The 21,615-nt window shown below is 51.0% G+C and carries 16 protein-coding genes and 1 tRNA gene; 10 read left to right on the top strand and 7 right to left on the bottom strand.

Annotated elements, in window-relative coordinates; genetic code table 11:
• Nucleotides 1-75: 75 nt before the first annotated feature.
• A complete protein-coding gene (gene pdxR / locus HA050_RS02610) occupies nucleotides 76-1,512 on the bottom strand; it encodes a MocR-like pyridoxine biosynthesis transcription factor PdxR (RefSeq protein WP_166821638.1) in 1,437 nt (478 codons plus the stop codon).
• 94 nt (nucleotides 1,513-1,606) lie between these two features.
• On the opposite strand from pdxR, the gene HA050_RS02605 reads away from it, so the two are divergent.
• The 4 genes from HA050_RS02605 to HA050_RS02590 all read left to right on the top strand — a co-directional run bounded on the left by HA050_RS02605 (nucleotide 1,607) and on the right by HA050_RS02590 (nucleotide 5,396).
• Nucleotides 1,607-2,311 (top strand): pyridoxamine 5'-phosphate oxidase family protein, encoded by a 705-nt coding sequence (locus tag HA050_RS02605; protein WP_166821635.1) that lies wholly within the window; start codon nucleotides 1,607-1,609, stop codon nucleotides 2,309-2,311.
• A gap of 180 nt (nucleotides 2,312-2,491) precedes the next feature.
• Nucleotides 2,492-2,584: transfer RNA gene (locus HA050_RS02600), tRNA-Ser, on the top strand.
• Between the two features lie 297 nt (nucleotides 2,585-2,881).
• The gene (locus HA050_RS02595; protein WP_166821632.1) at nucleotides 2,882-4,675 is read left to right on the top strand and encodes a DUF294 nucleotidyltransferase-like domain-containing protein; all 1,794 of its coding nucleotides are present in this window, start codon (nucleotides 2,882-2,884) and stop codon (nucleotides 4,673-4,675) included.
• A gap of 109 nt (nucleotides 4,676-4,784) precedes the next feature.
• The gene (locus tag HA050_RS02590; RefSeq protein ID WP_240928951.1) at nucleotides 4,785-5,396 is read left to right on the top strand and encodes a 3'-5' exonuclease; all 612 of its coding nucleotides are present in this window, start codon (nucleotides 4,785-4,787) and stop codon (nucleotides 5,394-5,396) included.
• Here HA050_RS02590 and HA050_RS02585 read toward each other — a convergent pair.
• Nucleotides 5,393-6,067 carry a class I SAM-dependent methyltransferase gene (locus tag HA050_RS02585; RefSeq protein WP_166821627.1) on the bottom strand — a complete coding sequence of 225 codons (675 nt, stop codon included), beginning with the start codon at nucleotides 6,065-6,067 and terminating at the stop codon, nucleotides 5,393-5,395. The genes HA050_RS02590 and HA050_RS02585 overlap by 4 nt on opposite strands.
• Before the next feature lie 397 nt (nucleotides 6,068-6,464).
• Between HA050_RS02585 and HA050_RS02580 the strand changes: the two genes are divergently transcribed.
• The gene (locus HA050_RS02580) at nucleotides 6,465-8,492 is read left to right on the top strand and encodes a methyl-accepting chemotaxis protein (protein WP_166821624.1); all 2,028 of its coding nucleotides are present in this window, start codon (nucleotides 6,465-6,467) and stop codon (nucleotides 8,490-8,492) included.
• A gap of 184 nt (nucleotides 8,493-8,676) precedes the next feature.
• A complete protein-coding gene (locus HA050_RS02575; RefSeq protein WP_166821622.1) occupies nucleotides 8,677-9,282 on the top strand; it encodes a peroxiredoxin in 606 nt (201 codons plus the stop codon).
• Between the two features lie 73 nt (nucleotides 9,283-9,355).
• Here the strand turns inward: HA050_RS02575 and HA050_RS22290 are convergent, their stop codons facing one another.
• The 3 genes from HA050_RS22290 to HA050_RS02560 all read right to left on the bottom strand — a co-directional run bounded on the left by HA050_RS22290 (nucleotide 9,356) and on the right by HA050_RS02560 (nucleotide 12,896).
• A complete protein-coding gene (locus tag HA050_RS22290) occupies nucleotides 9,356-10,486 on the bottom strand; it encodes a methyl-accepting chemotaxis protein (protein ID WP_166821619.1) in 1,131 nt (376 codons plus the stop codon).
• Between the two features lie 316 nt (nucleotides 10,487-10,802).
• Nucleotides 10,803-11,906 (bottom strand): NADP(H)-dependent aldo-keto reductase, encoded by a 1,104-nt coding sequence (locus HA050_RS02565; RefSeq protein WP_308418882.1) that lies wholly within the window; start codon nucleotides 11,904-11,906, stop codon nucleotides 10,803-10,805.
• Nucleotides 11,907-11,981: 75 nt separating this feature from the next.
• Entirely contained in the window at nucleotides 11,982-12,896 is a 915-nt protein-coding gene (locus HA050_RS02560; RefSeq protein ID WP_166821616.1) for a TraB/GumN family protein, read from the bottom strand.
• 278 nt (nucleotides 12,897-13,174) lie between these two features.
• Between HA050_RS02560 and HA050_RS02555 the strand changes: the two genes are divergently transcribed.
• Nucleotides 13,175-13,693, top strand: coding sequence for a DinB family protein (locus HA050_RS02555; protein ID WP_166821613.1), 519 nt, complete (start codon nucleotides 13,175-13,177; stop codon nucleotides 13,691-13,693).
• Nucleotides 13,694-13,820: 127 nt separating this feature from the next.
• Nucleotides 13,821-14,309, top strand: a complete 489-nt coding sequence (locus HA050_RS02550) for an SAM-dependent methyltransferase (RefSeq protein WP_166821610.1) — start codon at nucleotides 13,821-13,823, stop codon at nucleotides 14,307-14,309.
• Nucleotides 14,310-14,366: 57 nt separating this feature from the next.
• Here the strand turns inward: HA050_RS02550 and HA050_RS02545 are convergent, their stop codons facing one another.
• Nucleotides 14,367-14,915, bottom strand: a complete 549-nt coding sequence (locus tag HA050_RS02545; RefSeq protein ID WP_166821607.1) for a hypothetical protein — start codon at nucleotides 14,913-14,915, stop codon at nucleotides 14,367-14,369.
• Nucleotides 14,916-15,114: 199 nt separating this feature from the next.
• Between HA050_RS02545 and HA050_RS02540 the strand changes: the two genes are divergently transcribed.
• Complete coding sequence (locus HA050_RS02540; protein WP_166821604.1) at nucleotides 15,115-15,609, top strand: DUF1203 domain-containing protein; 495 nt, start codon at nucleotides 15,115-15,117, stop codon at nucleotides 15,607-15,609.
• Nucleotides 15,610-15,748: 139 nt separating this feature from the next.
• On the opposite strand, the gene HA050_RS02535 is transcribed toward HA050_RS02540, so the two are convergent.
• Entirely contained in the window at nucleotides 15,749-17,377 is a 1,629-nt protein-coding gene (locus tag HA050_RS02535) for a methyl-accepting chemotaxis protein (protein ID WP_166821601.1), read from the bottom strand.
• Nucleotides 17,378-17,598: 221 nt separating this feature from the next.
• Between HA050_RS02535 and putA the strand changes: the two genes are divergently transcribed.
• Nucleotides 17,599-21,483: a trifunctional transcriptional regulator/proline dehydrogenase/L-glutamate gamma-semialdehyde dehydrogenase gene (gene putA / locus HA050_RS02530; protein WP_166821598.1), complete on the top strand. Its 3,885-nt coding sequence runs from the start codon at nucleotides 17,599-17,601 to the stop codon at nucleotides 21,481-21,483.
• Nucleotides 21,484-21,615: the final 132 nt, after the last annotated feature.

The raw sequence follows: 21,615 nt of genomic DNA, 5'->3' as shown, positions 1-21,615 counted from the left end.
GAGTTTCACTTAGAAAAACCGCACCTGAATCAAATGTGCCGAAGGCACCAAAAAGCAGATTGCGGCTTAACTCACCTATTTTGCACTGCAAATAATATCCGCCAGTTGTTTGACCTTTTCATCCATACGCTCACAAGGCACCTGTGCATAGCCAAGAATAAAGCCGTTGACGGGGCTTTGATTGCCTGTGGTGTAGCTGCTTAATGCGCGGGCCACCAGGCCTTGTTTTAAGGCGGCTTCGCTAATGGCCTGGTCAGAAAAAGCATGATCCAGCGCAATGGATAAATGCATGCCTGAAGAACCTCCATAAATCGTAATCAAACCACCCAAGTGCTTATTGAGTGCCTCGCTCATGGCATCCCGCCTGGCTGCATAAAGCTTGCGCATCGCGCGTAAATGGCTGCTAAAGCCGCCGCTGTTAATAAATTCGGCCAGTGCTGATTGCTCTGTCTGGCGGCCTCGCGGCTGGCACTGGCTGAGCATATTTTCGACCATGGCTGCTAAATGGGCGGGAACCACCATAAAGCCTGTGCGTAAGGCGGGGAACATACTTTTGCTGAAGGTGCCAAGGTAAACAACAGGCGCATGGGGCATCAGCCCTTGCATTGCGGGCAGGGGCTGGCCATCGCGGCGAAATTCACTGTCGTAATCGTCTTCGATGATTAAGCTGCCGTATTTCCGGGCCTGCTGCAGCAGCATTAAACGCCGCTCAAGGCTAAGCACGCTGCCAAGTGGGTATTGGTGCGATGGCGTCAGGTAAATCAGCCTGGGCGGGGCCGTCTGCCAGTCTGTTTCTTGTGGTGCGATGCCATCCTGATCAAGTGCGATGCCCGTAATATTAAGCTCGGCTGCGATAAATGCATTGGCTGCTCCGGTATAGCCGGGGTTTTCTATCCACGCTGTATCGCCTGCATCGGCAAAGAGCCTGGCGCATAAATCGAGGCTGTTTTGGGTGCCATCGGTGATGAAAACCTGGCTTGCATCACAGACCACGCCGCGGCCAGCCCGAAGGTGTGCCGCAATGGCTTCCCGCAAAACATCTTCTCCGGCCGCATGGCCATAGGCGAGTTTGTCTGGCGTGCTTTTTTGCCAGCTGCGGGCCAGGGCGCGCTGCCAGCGGGCGATGGGAAAATCTGCCAGTGATGGCACACCAGGGGTAAAGGCTTGCAGTGTTTCATCGGAAAAGCGTGCAGCAAATGGCTGGCAGCGCCGGGATAATAAGCTTACTGATGAGTTTGCAGGTGGGGTTTGGCTGCTGCCCAGCTTTAAAGGGGCGACTTTGGTACCGCTTCGGTCTGCAAGCAGAAAACCTTCTGCTGCTAATTGCTCATAAGCGTAAATCACCGAATTACGCGCCATGCTTAATTCTTGTGCCAGCTGCCTTGATGAGGGCAGGCGTGTGGCGGGGGAGAGCGTTCCTGCCAGAATAGCCGCTCTGAGTGCCTCATACAGGCCATGCTGGCGCGAGCGGCCTGTAGTTTGACCGGGTTTAAGCAGGAGTGAGTAATCCATTGCTGGCTCTAAATTTTTTGCAGGTATTGGATCTTATCCTGGGGCCAGTGCTTGAGATAGTCTGTATGCATATCAACTTCACACAGAGCACATCATGTCCAGCTATCCAAGTGGCCGCACCCGTATCCGCCGTGTTCCAGAATTAGCCAAATACGATCAAGACACGCTGTATCAGATTATTGATGCGGCTTATGTATGCCATATCGCTTTTTATGATGGAACGAGCACGCACTGCATTCCTACAGCTTGCTGGCGCAGCGGCGGGCATTTGTACATTCATGGCTCTAACGGCGGGCGGCTGATGAAGCTGTTGTCCAAAGGGGTTGAAGCATCAGTTGCAATTACCCATCTTGATGGCCTGGTGCTGGCCCGTTCGGCATTTAATCATTCGATGAATTATCGCTCTGCGGTGATTTATGGCCAGTTTGAGCAGGTGATCGCTGAGGCGGATAAATCGGCCGCATTAGACGCACTGATGGATAAGATTGCCATTGGCAGAAAAGATGAAGTGCGGCCCGGTAATTCAAAAGAAACTGCTGCAACCATCGTGCTGCGTGTTTCATTAACCGAAGCCGCTGCCAAGGTGAGATGTGGCGGGCCGCTTGACGATGCAAAAGATATGCAAATTGGCGCATGGGCAGGGGTTTTACCTTTAGAGCAAGTGCAGACTACACCTATGCCTGATGGCAAGTATTCTGCGATTCCGAAGTATGTACAGGAGTGGGGAGGCAGCTGGCCGGTGATCTGCAGCACCATCCTGGCGGGCCTGGGGATCGCTTCGTCATCGCACTCTGAGTGAGCTTTGCTGGATACCTGATTCAAAGCACTGGGGAATAATGTCTTTTTGAGATGTGCTTTGAGGGGCTTACCCCGGGCCTTCTTTAACGTTAGGGGTTATGCTGAATGAATATATTCGGGCATGGTTGAAAGTTTTTATTGACTTGGGTGTAAGTAGCTGAGTATGATTCGCAGTCTTGATGGAGAGTTGGCCGAGTGGTCGAAGGCACTCCCCTGCTAAGGGAGCATACGGGCAAAACCTGTATCGAGGGTTCGAATCCCTTGCTCTCCGCCAAGTGTTTCTTACTTGGCAGAGTCAAGTAGTAATAATGGGAACTGAGCGAGTTTAAATGCGCTTCAAACGCCCCGGAAAAAACAGCCCTTGTTGATCAAGGGTTTTTTTTCGTCTCAGGGATGGCAATAGCCCACCACCATCAGCTTTGTCTTTCAGTGTTTTCCTCCCCGCAACGCTGAATTCTCAGTGTATTAAAATTTGGGTTTTACCGGGTAACATCAGATCCAAATCAATAAGCAAGCAGATCTGTCTGCCTTTCTCTCACCCTTAAATCTAAAATCAGATATTGGGGGATTTATGACGACATCTTTTGATTTTAATCGTGCGCCGTTTAATAGCCTGAATACCGCAGAGCGGGATCGTGTGGCTGCAGCGCTGGATGTGGCTTATTACGCGGCCGGATCGGTGATCCAGCAGCAGGGTGAGGGGGTGGATGCCTTGCTGGTGGTGATGAAAGGCCTGGTCAGGGAGGCGGGCGAGTCCGGCTTTTATGGCTGCTTTGATGTGCTTGATAGCAAATCGCTGCTTAGTGGCAATGCCTGCTGCACTTTGCATGCGCAAGAAGACACGCTGCTTTGGCATATCCGGCGCGATGTGGCGATGAAAATCAGCGATGCCAACAGCCAGTTTGCGGCGTTTTTTTACGCCGATGTGGCGCGTAAACTGGCCGCGCTCAGCCAGCCCGTGCAAGAGCTGCAGCCCAGGGTAGCTGATGCGGTCTTGCATACGCCTTGCTGGCTGGCAGAAAGCGCCACGGTGATGGATGCGGCGCGGCTGATGAAACGTGCGCACAGCCGGGCGGTGTTGGTGCGGGAAGCGGAGGGCGTGGGGATTTTTACTCAAAGCGATTTACGCAATGTGGTGGTGGATGGGCTGGATGCCAATCATGAAGCCATTTACCGCCACCTTAAGCGCCCGCTGATTTGCGTAAAAGCCGAAGATGATTTGCACCACGCCATGCTCTTGATGATGCGTCACTCGGTGCAAAGGCTGGTGGTGCTGGAGGGTGACGAGGTTTGCGGCGTGCTGGAGCAGGTGGAGCTGATGTCGGCGTTTTTTAATAACGCCAATAATCCACGTGGCATTACCGCGCAAATTGGCCGTGCAAATCACCCTGATGCGCTTTTGGCTGCGGTGAAAAGCACGCAGCAATTAATACGCACACTGCACGGCAATGGCATGAAAATCACCTTGCTGGCCGAGCTGGTCGGGGAAATTCGTCAGCGTTTATTCAGCCGCTTGTTTACCCTGCTGGCCCCGCCAGAGATGCTGCCGCATGTGTGCCTGCTGGTTTTAGGCTCGGAAGGGCGGGGCGAGCAAATCTTAAATACCGATCAGGATAATGCGCTGATTATTGAAGATGGCTATCAGCATCCGGATCTGGAGCGCGTGTGTCGTGAATTTAATCAGCATCTGATCGCCTTTGGCTATCCGCCTTGCCCGGGTTTAGTGATGGTTTCTAACCCGCTGTGGCGGCAAAGCGTGTCGGAGTATAAGCGGCAGATAAATACCTGGACCAGCAGCGCCAGCGGCGAAAACGTGATGCATATGGCGATTTGGCTGGATGCACGGCCAGTCTGCGGGCAGCTGGCTTTGTTTGAGAGGCTGCGCCAGTATTTGCAGCAGGATTTAGGCGATAACGCGGCATTTTTATCGCGCTTTGCCTTCCCTGTAGAGCAATTCTCTCCGCCGATTAATCTGTTTTCCAGGCTGATTGCTATAGCCGGGCCGGATAAGGATGCGCTGGATATTAAAAAAGGCGGCATTTTCCCTGTGGTGCACGGCCTGCGCAGCCTTGCTCTGCAATATGGGATAGATGAGTGTAATAGCTACCAGCGCATTCAGCGTTTAAGCGATACCGGCCATTTAAATGAGAATTTTGGCCGTGATTTGGCTGAGTCTCTGGCGTTTTTACAGGGCCTGCAGCTGAAAGCTGGGCTGCTTAATCAGGCTATGGATAAGCCGGTTGATCATCTGATCGATCCTGCTGCTTTAACTACCTTAGAGCGCGAGTTATTAAAAGATACACTATCGGTGGTGAAGCAATTTCGCCAGCTGATCAGCCATCATTTCAAGCTGGGCATGTTATGAGTGCCTTTACCCCAGTGCCTGAGCGATTAAAAGGCATGCTGCCGGTGGTGAAGAAATATTGTCAGCTGATCAGCCATCATTTCAAGCCGGGCATGTGATGAGTGGCCTGATGGATTATTGGCAACGCTGGCGCAGATCGCGCAGCCAGGCGCTGGCAAACCCGGCGTTTGCCTGTTTGTGGGATGAGGCCCCGGCTGGGGAATACGTGAGCCTTGATTGCGAAATGAGCTGCCTTGATCCAAGGCAGGCAGAGATTTTAAGCATCGCCGCAATCAGAATAAAAGGCTCGCGGATTATCGTCTCAGAGCATCTTAAATTATTAGTAAAACCTGCTGGGCAGATTGATCCGGCCAGCATTGCCGTGCATGGTTTGCGCCATCAGGATGTGCAAGAGGGCATGGCGATAGAGGAGGCTCTGTCGGCCTTGCTGCACTTTATCGGGCCACGGCCCCTGGTGGGTTATTATTTGGAATTTGATTTGGCGGTGCTCAATCGTCTGCTCAAACCCATGCTGGGTGTGGCTTTACCTAATGCCAGCATCGAGGTGTCCGGCTTATTTTATGATCAAATGGTAACGGCGCATCGCCCTGATGTGGATCTGAGCCTGAGCCATATTCTGCAAACGCTAAACCTGCCCGACTTGCCCCGGCATGATCCGCTGAACGATGCGCTTCTGGCGGCGATGGTGTTTTTAAAATTGCGCCGCCAGCCCGTTGTTTAACCCCCGCGTATATATCTCAATAGCCTTCCCTTATAAGCACTGCCATCGTGCAAAGGGGTATTGATCAGCGTTTCATAAAGCCCAAAGCCGTGCCCGGCCATCTGGCGGTTGAAGGCGCTGCGGTTGCCGCGGTTGGGATCAATAATCAGCACCTCGGCAAAAGCAGCAGCATGCAAATCAATAAAGAGCGCAAGGGCTGCAGGCTGGTTGCGCTCGTACAGAATATCGCTGCCAATGATGAGATCAAACTTCCCTAATTCAGGATTGGCCCTGTCCCAGTTGCCGGTGCTGTATTTCAGCGCAGGCAGGGTATTGAGCTGCAGATTGGCATTCAGAAACGTTTCGGTTAAGGGGTGGCAATCGCTGGCGGTGATATCGCCATGTCTGCGGTGCACCACCATACTTGCCAGTGCCAGGCCACAGCCAATTTCCAGAATCCGTCTTTCCCCAAGGGTATAAATCTGCATTAAATCGGCCAGTTTTTGGGCTGAAGGCCAAACCAGACCAAAGAGTGGCCAGCTGGCTGCAGAGATGCCTGCATCTTCGGCTTCGCCATCGGGATCGAAATACTGCTGAATATCGAGCAAAGAGCGGATATTTAAATTTAAACCGCCGGCAACGGCAATATCATGAGTTTTGACTTGATAGCCAAGAGGGGCGAGATGGGGCATTGGGGCCTTTTGCAGGTGCGGCGTAGGATGCTTTTCGAACCGACGCAACGCTTCTACAAGAAGGGTTTTGCAAGAAGGATTAGTATTCGGCGGGGCAGGTACATAGTCAGGGGAATCTGATGCTAACACTCATTGGCTATTGCAGTACTGCATTCTGGCCTTAAAGGTATTAGGGACATTATGGGGTGGTGCATTGTTTGTATATTGCTTACATTGCACTGTATTTGTTCATTTTCTTAGTAAGCAGCTGCTTTGAATTGTGCGTACTTATGATGTTATTTTTCTGCATTTTATGTGCTGTTTTTTTATAAGTTTTATGCGGAAATACTCATACGTCCGGGATTAAATGCGGCTACTCTTACGTCTCAATCCTTCTCCTTTTTAAAGGGTGATGCCCATGGGAAAGCTTGGTTTTCGCGCCAAAATAATGCTGACAGTGCTGGGCTCTTTATTTGTTATTTTAGGATTGATGCTGTCTGTGCTGGCCTGGAATACGCGGCAGGAAATGAGTGCCGAGTCTTTTAGCAGTGCAGAGAATATGGCGAAACGCTATGCCTTATTTGCGCAAAACGAGCTGGAAAAACCACTGGGCCCCTTGCAGACACTGGTCAGCGGATTGGAAAGCAGCAAGCAGCACGGCCTGTTGCAGCGTAATCAAACCAACAGCCTGCTGCTGCAGGCATTAAAAGATAATGCTGATCTGTATGATCTGTGGCTGATTTATGAGCACGGTAAATTTGATGGCAAAGATGCTGAATTTACCAAAGATAAAACGGCTTATCCTTCCGGGGCTTATGCACCATGGGCTTTGCGCAAGGGCGAAAAAACAGAGCTGATGGAATACGCCTACAGCGAGGGAATGGATGAGGCGGCTATCCGCAAATGGGAAGAGGCTTATTATGGCGGCGCCTATTACACCGCGCCTAAAGCTTCTGGCAGGCAAACTGTCATTGAGCCCTATGTGGATAGTGATACCAAAGTCTTAATGATGTCGTTTGCTTTGCCTTTGCAGTATCAGGGCCAGTTTTTAGGGGTGGCGGGCAGCGATATTCCAATGAGTGATTTACAAAAAACGCTGAGTCAGGTCAAAGTCTTTGAAAGCGGTTTTATCAGTTTAATCAGTGCGGGAGGGCTCTATGGCAGCCACCCGGATTCTGCGTTTTTAGCCAAGCCTGTTAATAGCAGTGAAATACCTGCCAATGTATTGGCAGAAGTTCAGACGGGTAAATCTTTGCATATTGAAAATGGCGGTTTTATTCGATTTTTTATGCCGGTTAAAATGGGCAAAAGCGGCACAGTCTGGAGTCTTATAATTAATGTGCCCATTTCCGAGTTTTATGCACGCTCTGATCGCTTGTTGCGAATGTCATTTTTAATTGGCGGGCTGGGTTTAATTTTATTGTCGCTTATTCTGTCTGCCACGCTCAGCTATTTAACTCAGCCTATTTTGAGATTAAATCAGGCCATGATGCAATTGTCGGCAGGGGATGCTGATCTAAGCCATCGCTTAGAGGTGAGCAGCGGCGATGAAATTGGCCGTACTTCGCAGGCCTTCAATCTGTTTGTAGCGTCTTTGGCCGAAATGATCAGCATGGTGAAGCTGCAAGTTAGAGAACTGAACGCACAAATTGCCCATCTGGCTGGCCACGCGGATACGGTAGCGCAGGGCTCAACGATGCAGGCTCAGGCTGCAGAGCAAACGGCAGGCGCGATTGAAGAAGTGTCAGTGGGGATTAATTTAATTGCCGAAAATGCCCTTGCCACAGAAACCATGAGTCACGTTGCTGAAACCAATGCGCGCCAGGCCGAATTTGGTGTGCGGGCCACCTCGGGTGAAATCGCTAAAATTGAGGCCGTAGTGAAGGCGCAATCCGTCTTGATGAATGGTTTAAGAGCGCGCTCAACAGAGATTTCAAATGTGGTTGGTGTGATTCGTGGCGTAGCAGATCAAACCAATTTACTGGCTTTAAATGCAGCAATTGAAGCAGCCAGAGCAGGAGAGCAGGGCCGTGGCTTTGCCGTGGTGGCCGATGAAGTCAGAAAGCTGGCAGAGAACACCAGCAATGCCACGCTGGATATTGGCAAAATGATTACGCTGATTCAGGATGAAACAATGCAGGCGGCGCAGGGTATGGAGCTGGCTTTGCAGCAGGTGGAAGAAGGCGTGGAGTTATCCAGGGAGGCGGCAGATCAGATTGCTGAAATCACTGCGGGCACAAATAAAATGTCGGAAAGCGTTCATCACATTGCCAAAACAACGGCGCTGCAATCCAAGGCCACGGAGGATATCTCGCACAATGTGGATAAAATCAACACCATGGTGCACGATAATAACCAGGCCTTGCAGCAGGTGCGTGATGCAGCCAGAAACTTAAGCGATCTTTCTTCTGATTTACAAAAAGCAGTGGATCGCTTTAAGGTTTGAGTGGATTATATGGATTCATCATCTTGTTTTTTGCTCAAAAAGAAGCATGCTGGCTCTGCCGTATTCATAAATGCTTCATTGAGAAAAGCTATGATGAAGATGAACTTTGTTGATTGGACAGAGTCCGACTAATTACCCCAGAATACAGCGGGTTTAATTTTTTAAAACAATTAGGAGCATCAGCATGGCCGTACTCGTTGGTAAAAGCGCACCAGATTTCACCGCAGCAGCCGTTCTCGGTAATGGCGAGATCACAGAAAGCTACAACTTTAAGGCAGCAACCGCTGGTAAATACGCCGTGGTGTTCTTTTATCCACTCGATTTCACTTTCGTTTGCCCATCCGAGCTGATCGCTTTTGATCACCGTCTGGAAGAATTCAAAGCACGTAATGTAGAAGTAATCGGCGTGTCGATCGACAGCCAGTTTACTCACGCTGCATGGCGTAACACTCCGGTAGAAAAAGGCGGTATTGGCCAGGTTGGTTACACCCTGGTTGCCGATATCAAGCACGAAATTTGCCAGGCTTATGATGTAGAGCTGGCTGGTGCTGGCGTTGCATTGCGCGGCTCTTTCCTGATCGATAAATCAGGCGTTGTTCAGCACCAGGTAGTAAACAACCTGCCACTGGGCCGTGATATCAGCGAAATGCTGCGCGTGGTAGATGCACTGCAATTCACAGAAGAGCACGGCGAAGTTTGCCCGGCTGGCTGGAACAAAGGTAAGGCAGGGATGAAGGCAGATGCTGCTGGCGTTGCTGACTACCTGGCTAAAAACGCTAAAGATCTGTAAGCACTAAAAAGCTTTTTATTTAGTCAAAAAATCCCCCGCTGGCCTTGTGCCTGCGGGGGATTTTTTTTGAAGCTTAAGATTGCTGTGAAGTAATGATTTCCAGCCGCTGGGCAATATCTCTTACAGAGCTTGCTTGCTGTTCGGATGCACCGGAAATTTCGCCGATCAGATTACGCATCGCGCCTACATCCTGCACGATCCGAACTAAAGCTTTTTCTGCGCTTATCGCTTTTTCCTCGCCAGCTGTGACATCTTTTTCACCCGAATTCATGGTGCCTACTGCACGTTCGATTTCCATTTGGATGGAGTGAATCAAAGCGCCAATTTCGGCGGTGGCTTTGGCGGTGCGTTCGGATAATTTACGCACTTCATCGGCGACCACCGCAAAGCCCCGGCCTGTATCGCCTGCTCTCGCGGCTTCAATGGCGGCGTTCAGTGCCAGTAAATTGGTCTGATCGGCGATATCTTTAATTACGCCTACAATCACACCAATTTTGTCGGATTGGGTATTGAGCTGGCCAATAACACCGGCTGTGGTGCGGACTAATTCAGCCACATCACGCATACCGCGCACCGCGCCTTCCACCACAACCTGCCCTTCATTGGCGCTTTCAAAGGCGCTATTGCCCCGGTTGCTGGCTTCGGCCGTGGTATGGGCCACTTCATCAATACTGGTGCTGACTTCTTCCATTGTGGCTGCAATATAAGAAACCTGTTCGTGCAGCTCATTAGCCTTGCAGGCAACATCTTTTTGCAGCTCTTCGTGTTTTACTTTGCTGGTGATATCTTCCCAGCAGGCCAGATAGCATTTCACTTTACTGGAGTCTGCTGCGTCCCAGATTGGGTAAGCCTTAGTGCGTAAAGTAATGCTGCCTAAGGGAATATCAGCTACGTGGGTGGCATTTTTTGCACCGCTGCCCAATTCTTGCAAAATACGCCTGACCCTTTCCGGATTATGGTGAAAGCGGTGAATAGAGCTGCCCTGTGCCGTGGATGGGTCTGCCCCCCGTAAAACTTGCGTCATTTCATTGCGATATTTTTCAAAAACATTTTTTGCGGTCTGATTCACATAAAACACATTGTTTTCATGGCTGGTATCGCAGAGCAGGATCATATTATCTACATGATCAAGAATTGCTTTCATCGTGTCGAGTTGAACATCTGCTGTGTTTTTTGTTTCTGTTTTTTGAGTAAAACCAAACATAAGATGACCCTCTTGAGAGACTGATTAAAAGCAGATGCTTGTCATCTTTATAGAGCGGTTTTGATTAAAATCAATTGCCGTTAATTCAAATGTGCCCGGGACGGTTTTATCTGGATGAATGGTCTGTTTTTTCAGAATGATGATTTAACGGTTCTCATTTAAAGCTGAGTTATTTCTGAAATAGAAGTAAAGGCTTGCAATCGATATTGATTTAATTCAGAAAGGATTAAGTCTTTGCCAGGTAAATTGGGCCTGTTGCGGATATAGTTGGCAATAGGCCCAATTTTTCTGACAGTAAACTAAAGAATTAATGTATTTAATTTGCAGGATTAGGGCTTTGCTTATGAATCGCTTCAATCGCTGCATCTAATTCTGGTGTAATCACGATATCCAGACTGCCAATGTTTTCTTTAAGCTGAGCCATGGTGGTGGCACCAATAATATTGCTGGCCACATACCAGCGGCTGCTGACCCAGGCCAGCGCCATTTGTGCAGGCGATAAGCCATGCTCGCGGGCAAGCTTTACATAAGCTTCAATTGCGCCAGGTACAGCGGGTTTTAAGTAACGTGCGCCAAAATTGCTAAAGCGCGTCATCCGGCCAGCGGCTTGCGGGTTGTCAAAATACTTGCCTGAAAGCAAGCCAAACGCCAGCGGGCTATATGCCAGAAGGCCTACATCCTGACGATGGCAGGTTTCAACCAGGCCATTTTCGAAATTGCGGTTAATTAAATTAAATACATTCTGAATGGTGGCAATGCGTGGCAATGACTGTGTTTGTGCGACGTGGCAGGCCTCCATCACGCCCCATGGGGTTTCATTCGACAGGCCGATATGGCGCACCTTACCGGCCTGCACCAGCTCATTGAGTGCCGAAAGCTGCTCGGTAAAATCCGGCGTATGGGCAGGCTCTTGCTTGGGGTCGTAATAGCTTTGCCCAAACATCGGTACATGGCGGGCAGGCCAGTGCAATTGGTAAAGATCGATATAGTCGGTTTGCAGGCGTTTTAAGCTGGCATCACATGCAGCATGAATCTGTTCCCGGTTTAATTGTGGCCCGCCGCGTATCCAGTCCATGCCGCGATTAGGGCCGGAAATCTTGCTGGCCAGAATAATCTTGTCGCGGCTTTGCTTAGCCAGCCAGCTGCCTACATAGCTTTCGGTTAAGCCCTGAGTCCCGGCCTTGCCTGGCACGGGATACATTTCGGCGGTATCAATAAAGTTGATCCCCGCAGCCACTGCGTAATCCAGCTGCTCGTGCGCATCGGCTTCGCTGTTTTGCTCGCCAAAGGTCATCGTGCCAAGGCAGAGGGCTGAGATATTTAAATCGGTTTTGGGTAAAAGGTGATATTTCATCGGGCTGGTCTCGTAAGGCGTTTGCGGTGCACTGCGCTGAGTGTCTGATCTGCGGGGGGTAAGCACTGGCACAAGTTCATGGCACCCCTTCAGCGCCATGACTTGTGCAGATACTTATCGTGCGGGAGGATGGTGTACAGCCTATTTCACCGGGCTTACCCGGTAGCCTTGATCGCGCAGGCTTTGAATCAGGCCGGTTTTGCCTGGCAGATGCAGGGCTCCCACGGCAATAAAGGCATTGCCTTCTTTTAGCTTGTCACCAAGACGCCCGGCCATGCGCGGGTTGCGGGCTTCGAGTAATTGATTCCGCCATTGGCTGAGCCACGCCTGATCTGCCATTTTAAAATCGTCTTGTGCGGCATACTCAGCAAGGCCATTGATATCTTGTTTCAGATATAAATCCAGAATCTTCTGATAGCTTTTTTCAAGCTCGGCCTGCTGATCCAGCACAGCGTAAAGCAGCTCGATTTGTCTGTTTTCCGGAATTGTTTCAAAAATACTCAGTTGCTCATCCAGTGTTTCCAGGCCGGAATAATCCTTTTGTCCTTCAATGGCCATTTTGGCAAATAAAAGATCAAGCGGCATCTGCCCTGGCTGACGTACTGGCGTCATCAGCAGCATGGCAGCGCCCCATGGCCTTAGCTTGGCGGTAGCGACTTCCGGATAGCCGCGCGCTTCAAGCGCGGGTAAAAGCTTCTGATAATGTTCTTTATCAATAATTTGCGCAAGCGATGGCTCTGGCGTCAGCATGCGCTTACCCATTTCCATCATCATGCCAAAATCGAGGCGAATTTCTGTCACCACTTTTTTGGAAGTCTCAAAAGCCGCTTCGGTTTTAGGGCTCAGCTGGGTCACGCGCGGATCGCCCACATGGGCGGTGCCGTAAAGCCAGGAAGCAGGTGTTCCTTTTTTCTCGATTTTCCACAGCAGGCTGTTGTTGTTTTCTACTTTATTGCTGGCTGAAACCGCTTTACTGACGGCAGCATGGGAGAGGGGGGCAAGCAGGGTTGAGGCGACGGTGACGGCAATAATCAGAGGGCGAAATCGAGCAAGCATCCAAGTCTCCGGCAATTTTTATGTTTGGATTGCCAGTATAAAGCGAAGCGGCGGCAGATGCCTTAGTGAAGCGCATAGTCCTGCGATTTCTTTAGCTTTGCCAAGGGTAAATTGATTGCATTCAGAAAGGCTGATCGCTATTTGTTTGTCATTATTCTTTTGGTATGCTGACAATTGTTTCACAGCATGAAATCTTTCAGGCCACAGCAAGTCATTTTGCATGGATTAGTTATGCACTGGCTTATGGCTGCCACCGTTGTCATCACATCAGAGTCAGCATGCAAGCAAATAATACGTTTCTAAAAGCGTTCAAGTACAAGGCATGGGCAAATGCGGAGCTTCTTTCCTGTGGTGAGCAGCAGCTTCATTTGCTGTCGGATGATGATTCCATTTTCTTTGCCCGTATCCTGAACCACACCACCGTTGTGGACAGTCTTTTTATTAGCCGCATATCGGGCAGCCCAGAGCTGTATACCAATAACAATACCCCTGAAACGCCTTCACTTTCTGAGCTAAAAGAGCGGATGCAGCAGAATGATGCCTGGTTGGTGGGCTTTACAGAAGCGGTTAGCCAGAATGAGCTGGGCAGACAGATTTGCTTTCAATTTACAGATGGGGATCAGGGGCAGCTTTCTGTTGAGGAAATTCTGCTGCACCTGTTAACCCATGGCAGCAACCATCGGGGCATGGCCGCCCGGGTTTTGGCCTCTAATGGACTTGAGCGCCCTAAAGATACCTTTACCCGTTATCTGCACCAAGTTGAGCCTTGGCGGCGGGACAGGCTTGAAAATTTGTAAGCGGAAAAGGTTTTGCTAAATATGAGCGGCAGGGTTCACATTCATCAGCGACAACTACAGATTGCAAATCGACGCATTCTTTTGGCTCTGGTGCTTGCCGCTTACACCTTACAGAAGGCAGAGCGGCATGAAACAGCTAGTAGAAGCAGTCGGTATCGTTGAAGCAGTGCGCCCCCATGCAGAAGACGATTTTTGGGGAGGGGAAGAGTCTTGCATCTCGCTGTTTGAGCCTTTTACTGCCGAAGCGTTACAGGGCCTGGCAGACTTCTCACATATTGAGGTGTTATTTCTTTTTCACGAAGTGGAGCCGTCTAGAATCGTTTTTGGCGCCCGTCACCCAAGAAATAATAAGGAATGGCCTGCCGTGGGCATCTTTGCCCAGCGGGGTAAAAATCGCCCCAATCGTATTGGCAGCACGATTTGCCCTCTTGTGCGTGTGGAAGGGACAAGGCTGATTGTTACTGAGCTTGACGCAATTAACGGCACGCCGGTGCTCGATATCAAGCCCGTTATGATTGAGTTTTTGCCCCGCAAAGAAGTGCTCCAGCCTGCCTGGTCGCATGAACTTATGCAGGCGTATTGGTTGAAAAAAGACCCGCAAGGTCACTTGGGCTAAAGTTTTACCCGCCCAATATTTCTCCGCAATACACTGGTTTCACGCTTCGGGTTTGGTTTAATCAATCCCAATTAAAGTCTTTACCGCATCTACATACTGATCAGCATGGGTGCGTGCTTTGCTGGACTGGCGCAGGGCCATATTCCAGCGGGCAATGACTACTTTGCAGTTACTTTCATTGCATTGCTGTATTTCTTCAATTAATGATCTGGCCATAATGCCGAGGCAATGCCGGGCGCTTTCTATCATCAGCTTTTTGGCCTGCTCAAGCAAAAGAGGGTCGATGCTGAGGGGGCTGATTGATGGCGGAGCAGTTGGGGCGGCTTGTGCAGCAGCAGGCGCTTCTGCTGCCCTGGTGTTTATTTCTTCCTGCCGGGCAGGCTCTTTTAATTGAATAAAACCAAGGCCAACTAATTCTTCCAGTCTGGCTGAAAGCTCAAATTCCGCCAATAACACGGCCAGCTCGCTGCTGGATTTTGTGCCGTCAATTAAGATCAGCAAACGGCGCTGTCTGGCCGGAAGGCCTGAGCTGCGCTCAGCAATCTCTTTTTGACCCCGGGGCGTTTTGATATAAATGCGATCAAGCAGCTCACTTGAAATACTCATGGATCACTCCCCAAAGTCATATAGCAGCCAGAATACCAGCGGGGTATTACAGTTTTTAGAACGCTGGAAAAATAGACGTAAGACTGTGTGAAGCCCACTTACTGCCAGCCGCTGCTTATTTAAGGAGAAGAGCAAGAAACGGGTCGCTCGCTCTGTTTGGGCTTTGTATGCTTTGAGCTTGATTGCATGAGGAGCAGAAATGATGAATTTCCAGGTTCAGGCACTGGCAAAAGAGCTGTTTCAGCCGTTTTTTACAATGGATGATGCTCAGCTCGCCAGCCATGGCGCAAGGCGCGTCATCGCCGATAAACCCCTGGGCTACCCTTGCCGGGTAGGCCTGCGCGATGCTGCTGTGGGGGAGCGCTTAATACTGTTGCCCTTTAAGCATCACCAAGTGGACTCACCCTATCAGGCAAGCGGGCCTATTTTTGTACGCGAAAAGAGCGAAGCTGCTGCTCTGGCAATGAACCAATTGCCTGAGGAAATGAAATCAAGGCTGATGTCGGTACGCGCTTACGATGCTGAAGGAATGATCAACACAGCTGAGGTAGTGGATGGCGCTCAGCTGGCTTTGCGTTTACAGCAGCTATTGCAAGTGCAAAGTATTGCTTATCTGCACTTACATTATGCGGGCTATGGTTGTTATGCCTGTAAAGTGGAGAGGGTGCAGGAGCGTTCACTCCAGATGAGTTAAGCGATTTTCTATTGGTAATCAGCAAAATAATCTGTCAAGCCACAGCGTTTTTATCGGGGATCCGGTTGTTCAGCCGGGCCCCCGCCAAAGGAATGTGGAAATGGCGACGTTTTGCCGGGACCACATATCAGGCAAGTGCTTACAGCTTAAACCGCTCCACAACCCCTTGTAAATTTGCTGCCAATTCAGATAAATCTGTCAGGGTGACACGGGTGTTTTTCAGTGCGATGTCGGTTTCTGTAACCTGATGGTTGATCTTTTCGGCAACCTGGGCGATTTGTTCGGTGGCCATCGATTGCTCGCGGGTAGCGGTGGATATTTCAAAGATTTTGCCCGATACCGATTGCATTTCTGTTTGCATATTGCCGATGCGTTCGGCGATGACCTGGGCTAGTTCCTGATTGCCGCTTACCATCTCTTTGGTGGCTTGCATTTTGCCTACGGCGTGTTCGGTTTTCTCACTGATCGATCCCAGCATGTGTTCGATTTCTTCGGTGGCGCGGGCGGTGCGCTCAGCGAGTTTTCGCACTTCATCGGCCACTACCGCAAAGCCGCGGCCCGTTTCGCCTGCACGAGCGGCTTCAATAGCGGCGTTCAGTGCCAGTAAATTGGTTTGGCCGGCAATGTCTTTAATGGTGACAGTGATCAGGCTGATTTGCTGCGATTGCTGCAACAGCTCGTGCATGGTGCTGCTGAGTTCACCAACTGTTTCGGCCATTTTATTTGTGTCGTCCCGCATGGTGTTCACCGCTTCGGCACTGGCGCTGGCGCCTGAATCGGCTTCACGCACGGTGTCTTCAACTTGCTGGGTGCTGTCGGCAATATGAGCAATACTAACGGTGACTTCTTCAATATTGGCGGCAGATGCAGAGGCCATATCGGCTTGTTTATGCGATTCTTGCGATAGTTTTTGCGCCATTTGTTCGATATCGGCCACGCCACCAGTGAGCTTGCCGGCCTGGGTGCGAACCTGAGCAATGATTTTATGTAAATCGCTCAAAAATTGATTAAATGCGCTGGCAATTTGGGCCGTTTCATCGCGGCTGCTGCTGTCTAAGCGCACGGTCAGATCGGCGTTGCCGCTGCTTAAGTTTTGCATCGCAATTTTTAAGCGATTAAGCGGCCGGGTGACTAAATTAGCCAGCCACAGCGATGCCAGTGTGGAGAGCAAAATGGCAACCACGCCTAAAATCACCGATTTGAGCAAAATGTTGTTCAGGGTTTCTTTCACTGAAGATAAATTGGCGTCGGCCGCGGCAACAATGGTTTCACCTTTGCTATTGGTGAAGGGCAGAAAAATGGTGCGAAAGCTGCCAAACTTGCTGTCGTATTCATCAAACGTTCGCTGCTTGCTGCTGATTGCCGCTTGTAATTGCTTGCTGGTTGAATCTGATGGGGTGAGGTAAACCTCGGCATCGGGCTTGCTTTCTTCTTCTGGCGATAAGGACGAGAGTACGTAATAGGTTTTATCCCGCTGAATATAGCCATAAATAAACGGCAGGCCCAGCTCTTTGCTATAGCGGGTAAGCCGCTCTGAAAGCTGACGCATCTGGTGCAGATCGGCTTGCTCCCGGGGTTTTAGCTCTGAATGAAAACCCTCGCCTAAAACATAACGGTAGCCGGTAGCTGCGGCCATCAGCTGGCTGTCAATGGCTTGCAGGGCATGGCTGCGTGCTTGCTGATAGCTGAAGTAGGTAAAGAGCGCGACAGTGATTGTCGTTAAGATAATCATGACGGCCTGAATTTTGCCTTTAAGTGTGTAAAACATATGTATTTTCCTCTATCCAGCTTGTTTATTTTGGTTTTTTAATTTGGCGGATGGTATTACAAATAAATAAGGCAAGTTGAAGAATCTATGGAACTAATATGAAAGGTGCTCCTTATTTTTAATAGGTGCAACCAATTGGGTGCAACCTTGGGGATAGTCCTTACATTTTAAGGTGCAACTCAATTTATAATATGCCATCTTGATCAAACAGAATGTGAAAAATGGCCAGCACAACTCTAGGTATAAAGGTAGACGATGATTTGCGGGCGCGGATTAAAATCGCAGCGCAGCAATTAGACAGAACGCCTCATTGGCTGATTAAGCAATCGATTTTTGCTTATTTGCAACAGGTAGAGCAGGGCGCCCGTCCGCAGGAGCTGGCGCAGGATGGCGAAGCGCTGCCCGTGCTGGATGATGCCGATGGCGCTGAAAGCAATCTTCCTTTTCTGGAGCTGGCCCAGAGCATTGCGGTGCAAAGTGTTTTGCGCTCTGCTATTACCTCAGCCTATCGCCGGCCAGAGACCGAATGCCTGCCGGTACTGATTGAGCAAGCCAAAATGCCAACGGAGCAAATGGCTGGGCAAACTCAGGCGCTGGCGTATAAATTGGTGGCGGCATTACGCGCCAAGCGCACCGGTGGCGGCGTTGAAGGCCTGATTCACGAGTTCTCTTTATCCAGCCAGGAAGGCGTGGCGCTGATGTGCCTGGCCGAAGCCTTGCTGCGTATTCCTGATCGCGCCACGCGTGATGTATTGATCCGCGATAAAGTCAGCAAGGGTGATTGGCATGCTCATCTGGGGCAATCGCCATCGTTGTTTGTGAATGCCGCCAGCTGGGGGCTGATGCTGACAGGTAAGCTGGTTGCCACCAATAGTGAAGCAGGCTTGTCTGCCGCGCTGACCCGTATGATTGGTAAAGGTGGTGAGCCATTAATCCGCAAGGGCGTGGACATGGCAATGCGCCTGATGGGAGAGCAGTTTGTTACCGGCGAAACCATCGCCGAAGCGCTGGCCAACAGCCGCAAATTTGAAGCACGTGGCTTCAGATATTCTTACGATATGCTGGGTGAAGCGGCGACTACCGCGGAAGATGCCAAGCGTTATTACGCCGCTTACGAGCAGGCGATACATGCCATTGGTAAGGCATCAGCCGGGCGCGGTATTTACGAGGGCCCGGGGATTTCGATCAAGCTTTCTGCCCTGCACCCGCGTTATTCACGCGCGCAGCAAGACCGTGTTACCGCAGAATTATTACCCAGTGTGATTGCGCTCGCCCGCCTCGCCCGCAGCTACGATATTGGTTTAAATATTGATGCCGAAGAAGCAGACCGCTTAGAAATCTCGCTCGATTTACTGGAAGCCATGTGCTTTGACGAAGAGCTGGCAGGCTGGAACGGGATTGGTTTTGTGATTCAGGCTTACCAAAAACGTGCGCCGCATGTGATTGATTATGTGATTGATCTGGCCCGCCGCAGTGGCCACCGCCTGATGATTCGTCTGGTCAAAGGCGCGTACTGGGATAGCGAAATCAAGCGTGCGCAATTGGATGGCCTGGAAGATTATCCGGTATACACCCGTAAGGTTTATACCGATGTGGCTTATCTTGCCTGCGCTAAAAAACTGCTGGCTACACCTGATGCGGTCTACCCGCAGTTTGCCACGCATAATGCGCAAACACTTTCTGCGATTTATCACCTTGCCGGGCAAAATTATTATCCCGGCCAGTATGAATTCCAGTGCCTGCACGGCATGGGCGAGCCTTTATACGAGGAAGTTACCGCGCGTGAAAAACTGGGCCGCCCTTGCCGCGTGTATGCGCCGGTGGGCAGCCATGAAACGCTGCTGGCTTATCTGGTGCGCCGCCTCCTGGAAAACGGTGCCAACAGCTCGTTTGTAAATCGTATTGCCGATGAAAATGTGGCTATCGAAGAATTGATTGTTGATCCGATTGCTCAGGCTCTGGCGGTGGTTCCTGCTTTTGCGCCGCACGATAAAATCCCTTTGCCACGGCTCTTATTCGGTGCAAGTCGCTTAAATTCCAGCGGTTTGGATTTATCCAATGAGCATCGCCTGGCTTCACTCTCTGCGGCTCTGCTGGCTGGCGCAAATACAGAATGGCTGGCTGCCCCGATGTTAGGCATGGCAGGCGAGCTGGATGTGTCCCGTAAACAGGCAGTTAAAAATCCGGCCGATCATCAGGATGTGGTTGGTCATGTGATCGAAGCTGATGTGAGCGAAGTGGCCGCAGCCTTTACGCATGCCGCAAATATCGGCCCGATCTGGCAGGCAACTGCGGTTGCAGAGCGCGCAGCCTGCCTGAACCGCGCAGCGCAATTGCTCGAATCCGGCATGCAGCCGCTTCTGGGTCTGATTGTGCGTGAAGCAGGTAAATCGCTGCCCAATGCAATTGCCGAAGTACGCGAAGCGGTCGACTTTTTGCGCTATTACGCCGTGCAAATTGAGCAGGATTTTGCCAACGACAGCCATCGTCCGCTTGGCCCTGTGGTTTGTATCAGCCCGTGGAATTTCCCGCTGGCCATCTTTATTGGCCAGGTCGCCGCAGCTTTGGCTGCAGGTAACCCGGTGCTGGCTAAGCCTGCCGAGCAAACCCCGCTGATCGCCGCCGAAGCAGTACGCATTTTGCGCGCGGCCGGTGTGCCTGCCGGTGCGGTGCAACTCTTGCCTGGCCGTGGTGAAACCGTAGGCAGTGCCTTAATTAACGATGCGCGCTGCAGTGGTGTGATGTTTACCGGCTCTACCCAGGTGGCGCGTTTAATCGCCAGCAATCTGGCTAAACGTCTTGATAAAGATGGCCGTACTATTCCGCTGATTGCCGAAACAGGCGGCCAGAACTGCATGATTGTCGATTCATCGGCACTGGCAGAGCAGGTGGTGGGTGATGTGCTGATGTCGGCCTTTGATTCGGCCGGCCAGCGCTGCTCGGCGCTGCGTGTGCTGTGCCTGCAGGAAGAAGCTGCAGATCACATCTTGCATATGCTGAAAGGCGCAATGCAGGAGCTGAATATTGGCAAACCTGATTCTCTGGCCGTGGATGTAGGCCCGGTGATTGATCTTGAAGCGCAGCAAAATATCGCCAGCCATATCGCTGCATTCAAGAGCCGTGGTGCTGAAGTATCAGAGCTGCCGCTGCCTGCGGTCTGCCAGCAGGGCACCTTTATTGCGCCAACGCTGATCGAAATCAATAGCCTGTCTGAGCTGAAGCAAGAAGTCTTCGGCCCGGTGCTGCATGTGATTCGTTATCGCCGTGAAGCGCTGGATCAGCTGATTGATGATATCAATGGCACCGGCTTTGGGCTGACTTTTGGTGTGCACACCCGAATCGATGAAACCATTGCTCATGTGGTGGAAAAAGTTCAGGCGGGGAATATCTATGTAAACCGCAATGTGATCGGTGCTGTGGTTGGGGTGCAACCTTTTGGTGGTGAAGGTTTATCCGGGACAGGCCCTAAGGCCGGTGGCCCGCTGTATCTGCCACGCCTTCTTTCCCGCCGCCCGGCACAAACCCTGCCAGGGGACCAGGCAGCGCTTGCTCCGCTGCTGGCGTATCACGATCATTTGCAAGCTCGTCAGGAAGACGATGCAGCTGCACGTTGCAGCCGCTATCTGGCCGGATCTGGCTTAGGTGCAAATATCGATTTGCCAGGTCCTACCGGCGAGCGCAACCGTTACCTGCTGCATCCGCGTGGCCCGGTGCTGTGTATTGCCGCAACGGAGCTGGGCGCAAAAGCGCAATTTGCTGCGGCTTTAGCAAGTGGTAATCCTGCCGTGTTTATTGCGCATCCTGCGGTAAAAGCGATGGTTGAAGGCCTGCCCAAAGCGTTGTCTGGCGGCGTCTTCATGAAGGCTTCGATTGCCGAAGCGGGCGTGGTTGGAGCAGTCTTGTTTGAAGGAGACAGTGATGCGCTTGCTGAGGTCAACCGCAAGGTTGCAGAAATCGCCGGGCCTATCCTGCAAGTACAAGGCTTATCCAGCGAAGCCCTTGCTGCCGGTGAAGATTTCGATCTGGCCCGCCTTCTGGCTGAGCGCTCTATCAGCGTAAATACCGCAGCAGCAGGTGGTAATGCCAGTTTGATGAGTATTAGTTAAGGGCGAGCTGTGTGCATTAAGTGGTTTGCTTCAGCAAACAATGAAATAACGTAATGACCACACTCATGGCATAGGGCTTTTTCCCCCCTTGAAAACACGCTTCGCTCCGAACAAGCGGGGTGGGGCCGTCGT

The organism is Iodobacter violaceini (assembly GCF_011601265.1).
GTDB classification, from domain to species: domain Bacteria; phylum Pseudomonadota; class Gammaproteobacteria; order Burkholderiales; family Chitinibacteraceae; genus Iodobacter; species Iodobacter violaceini.
The sequence above is the reverse complement of the archived record's forward strand: the minus strand, read 5'-3'. Positions and strand labels throughout refer to the sequence as shown.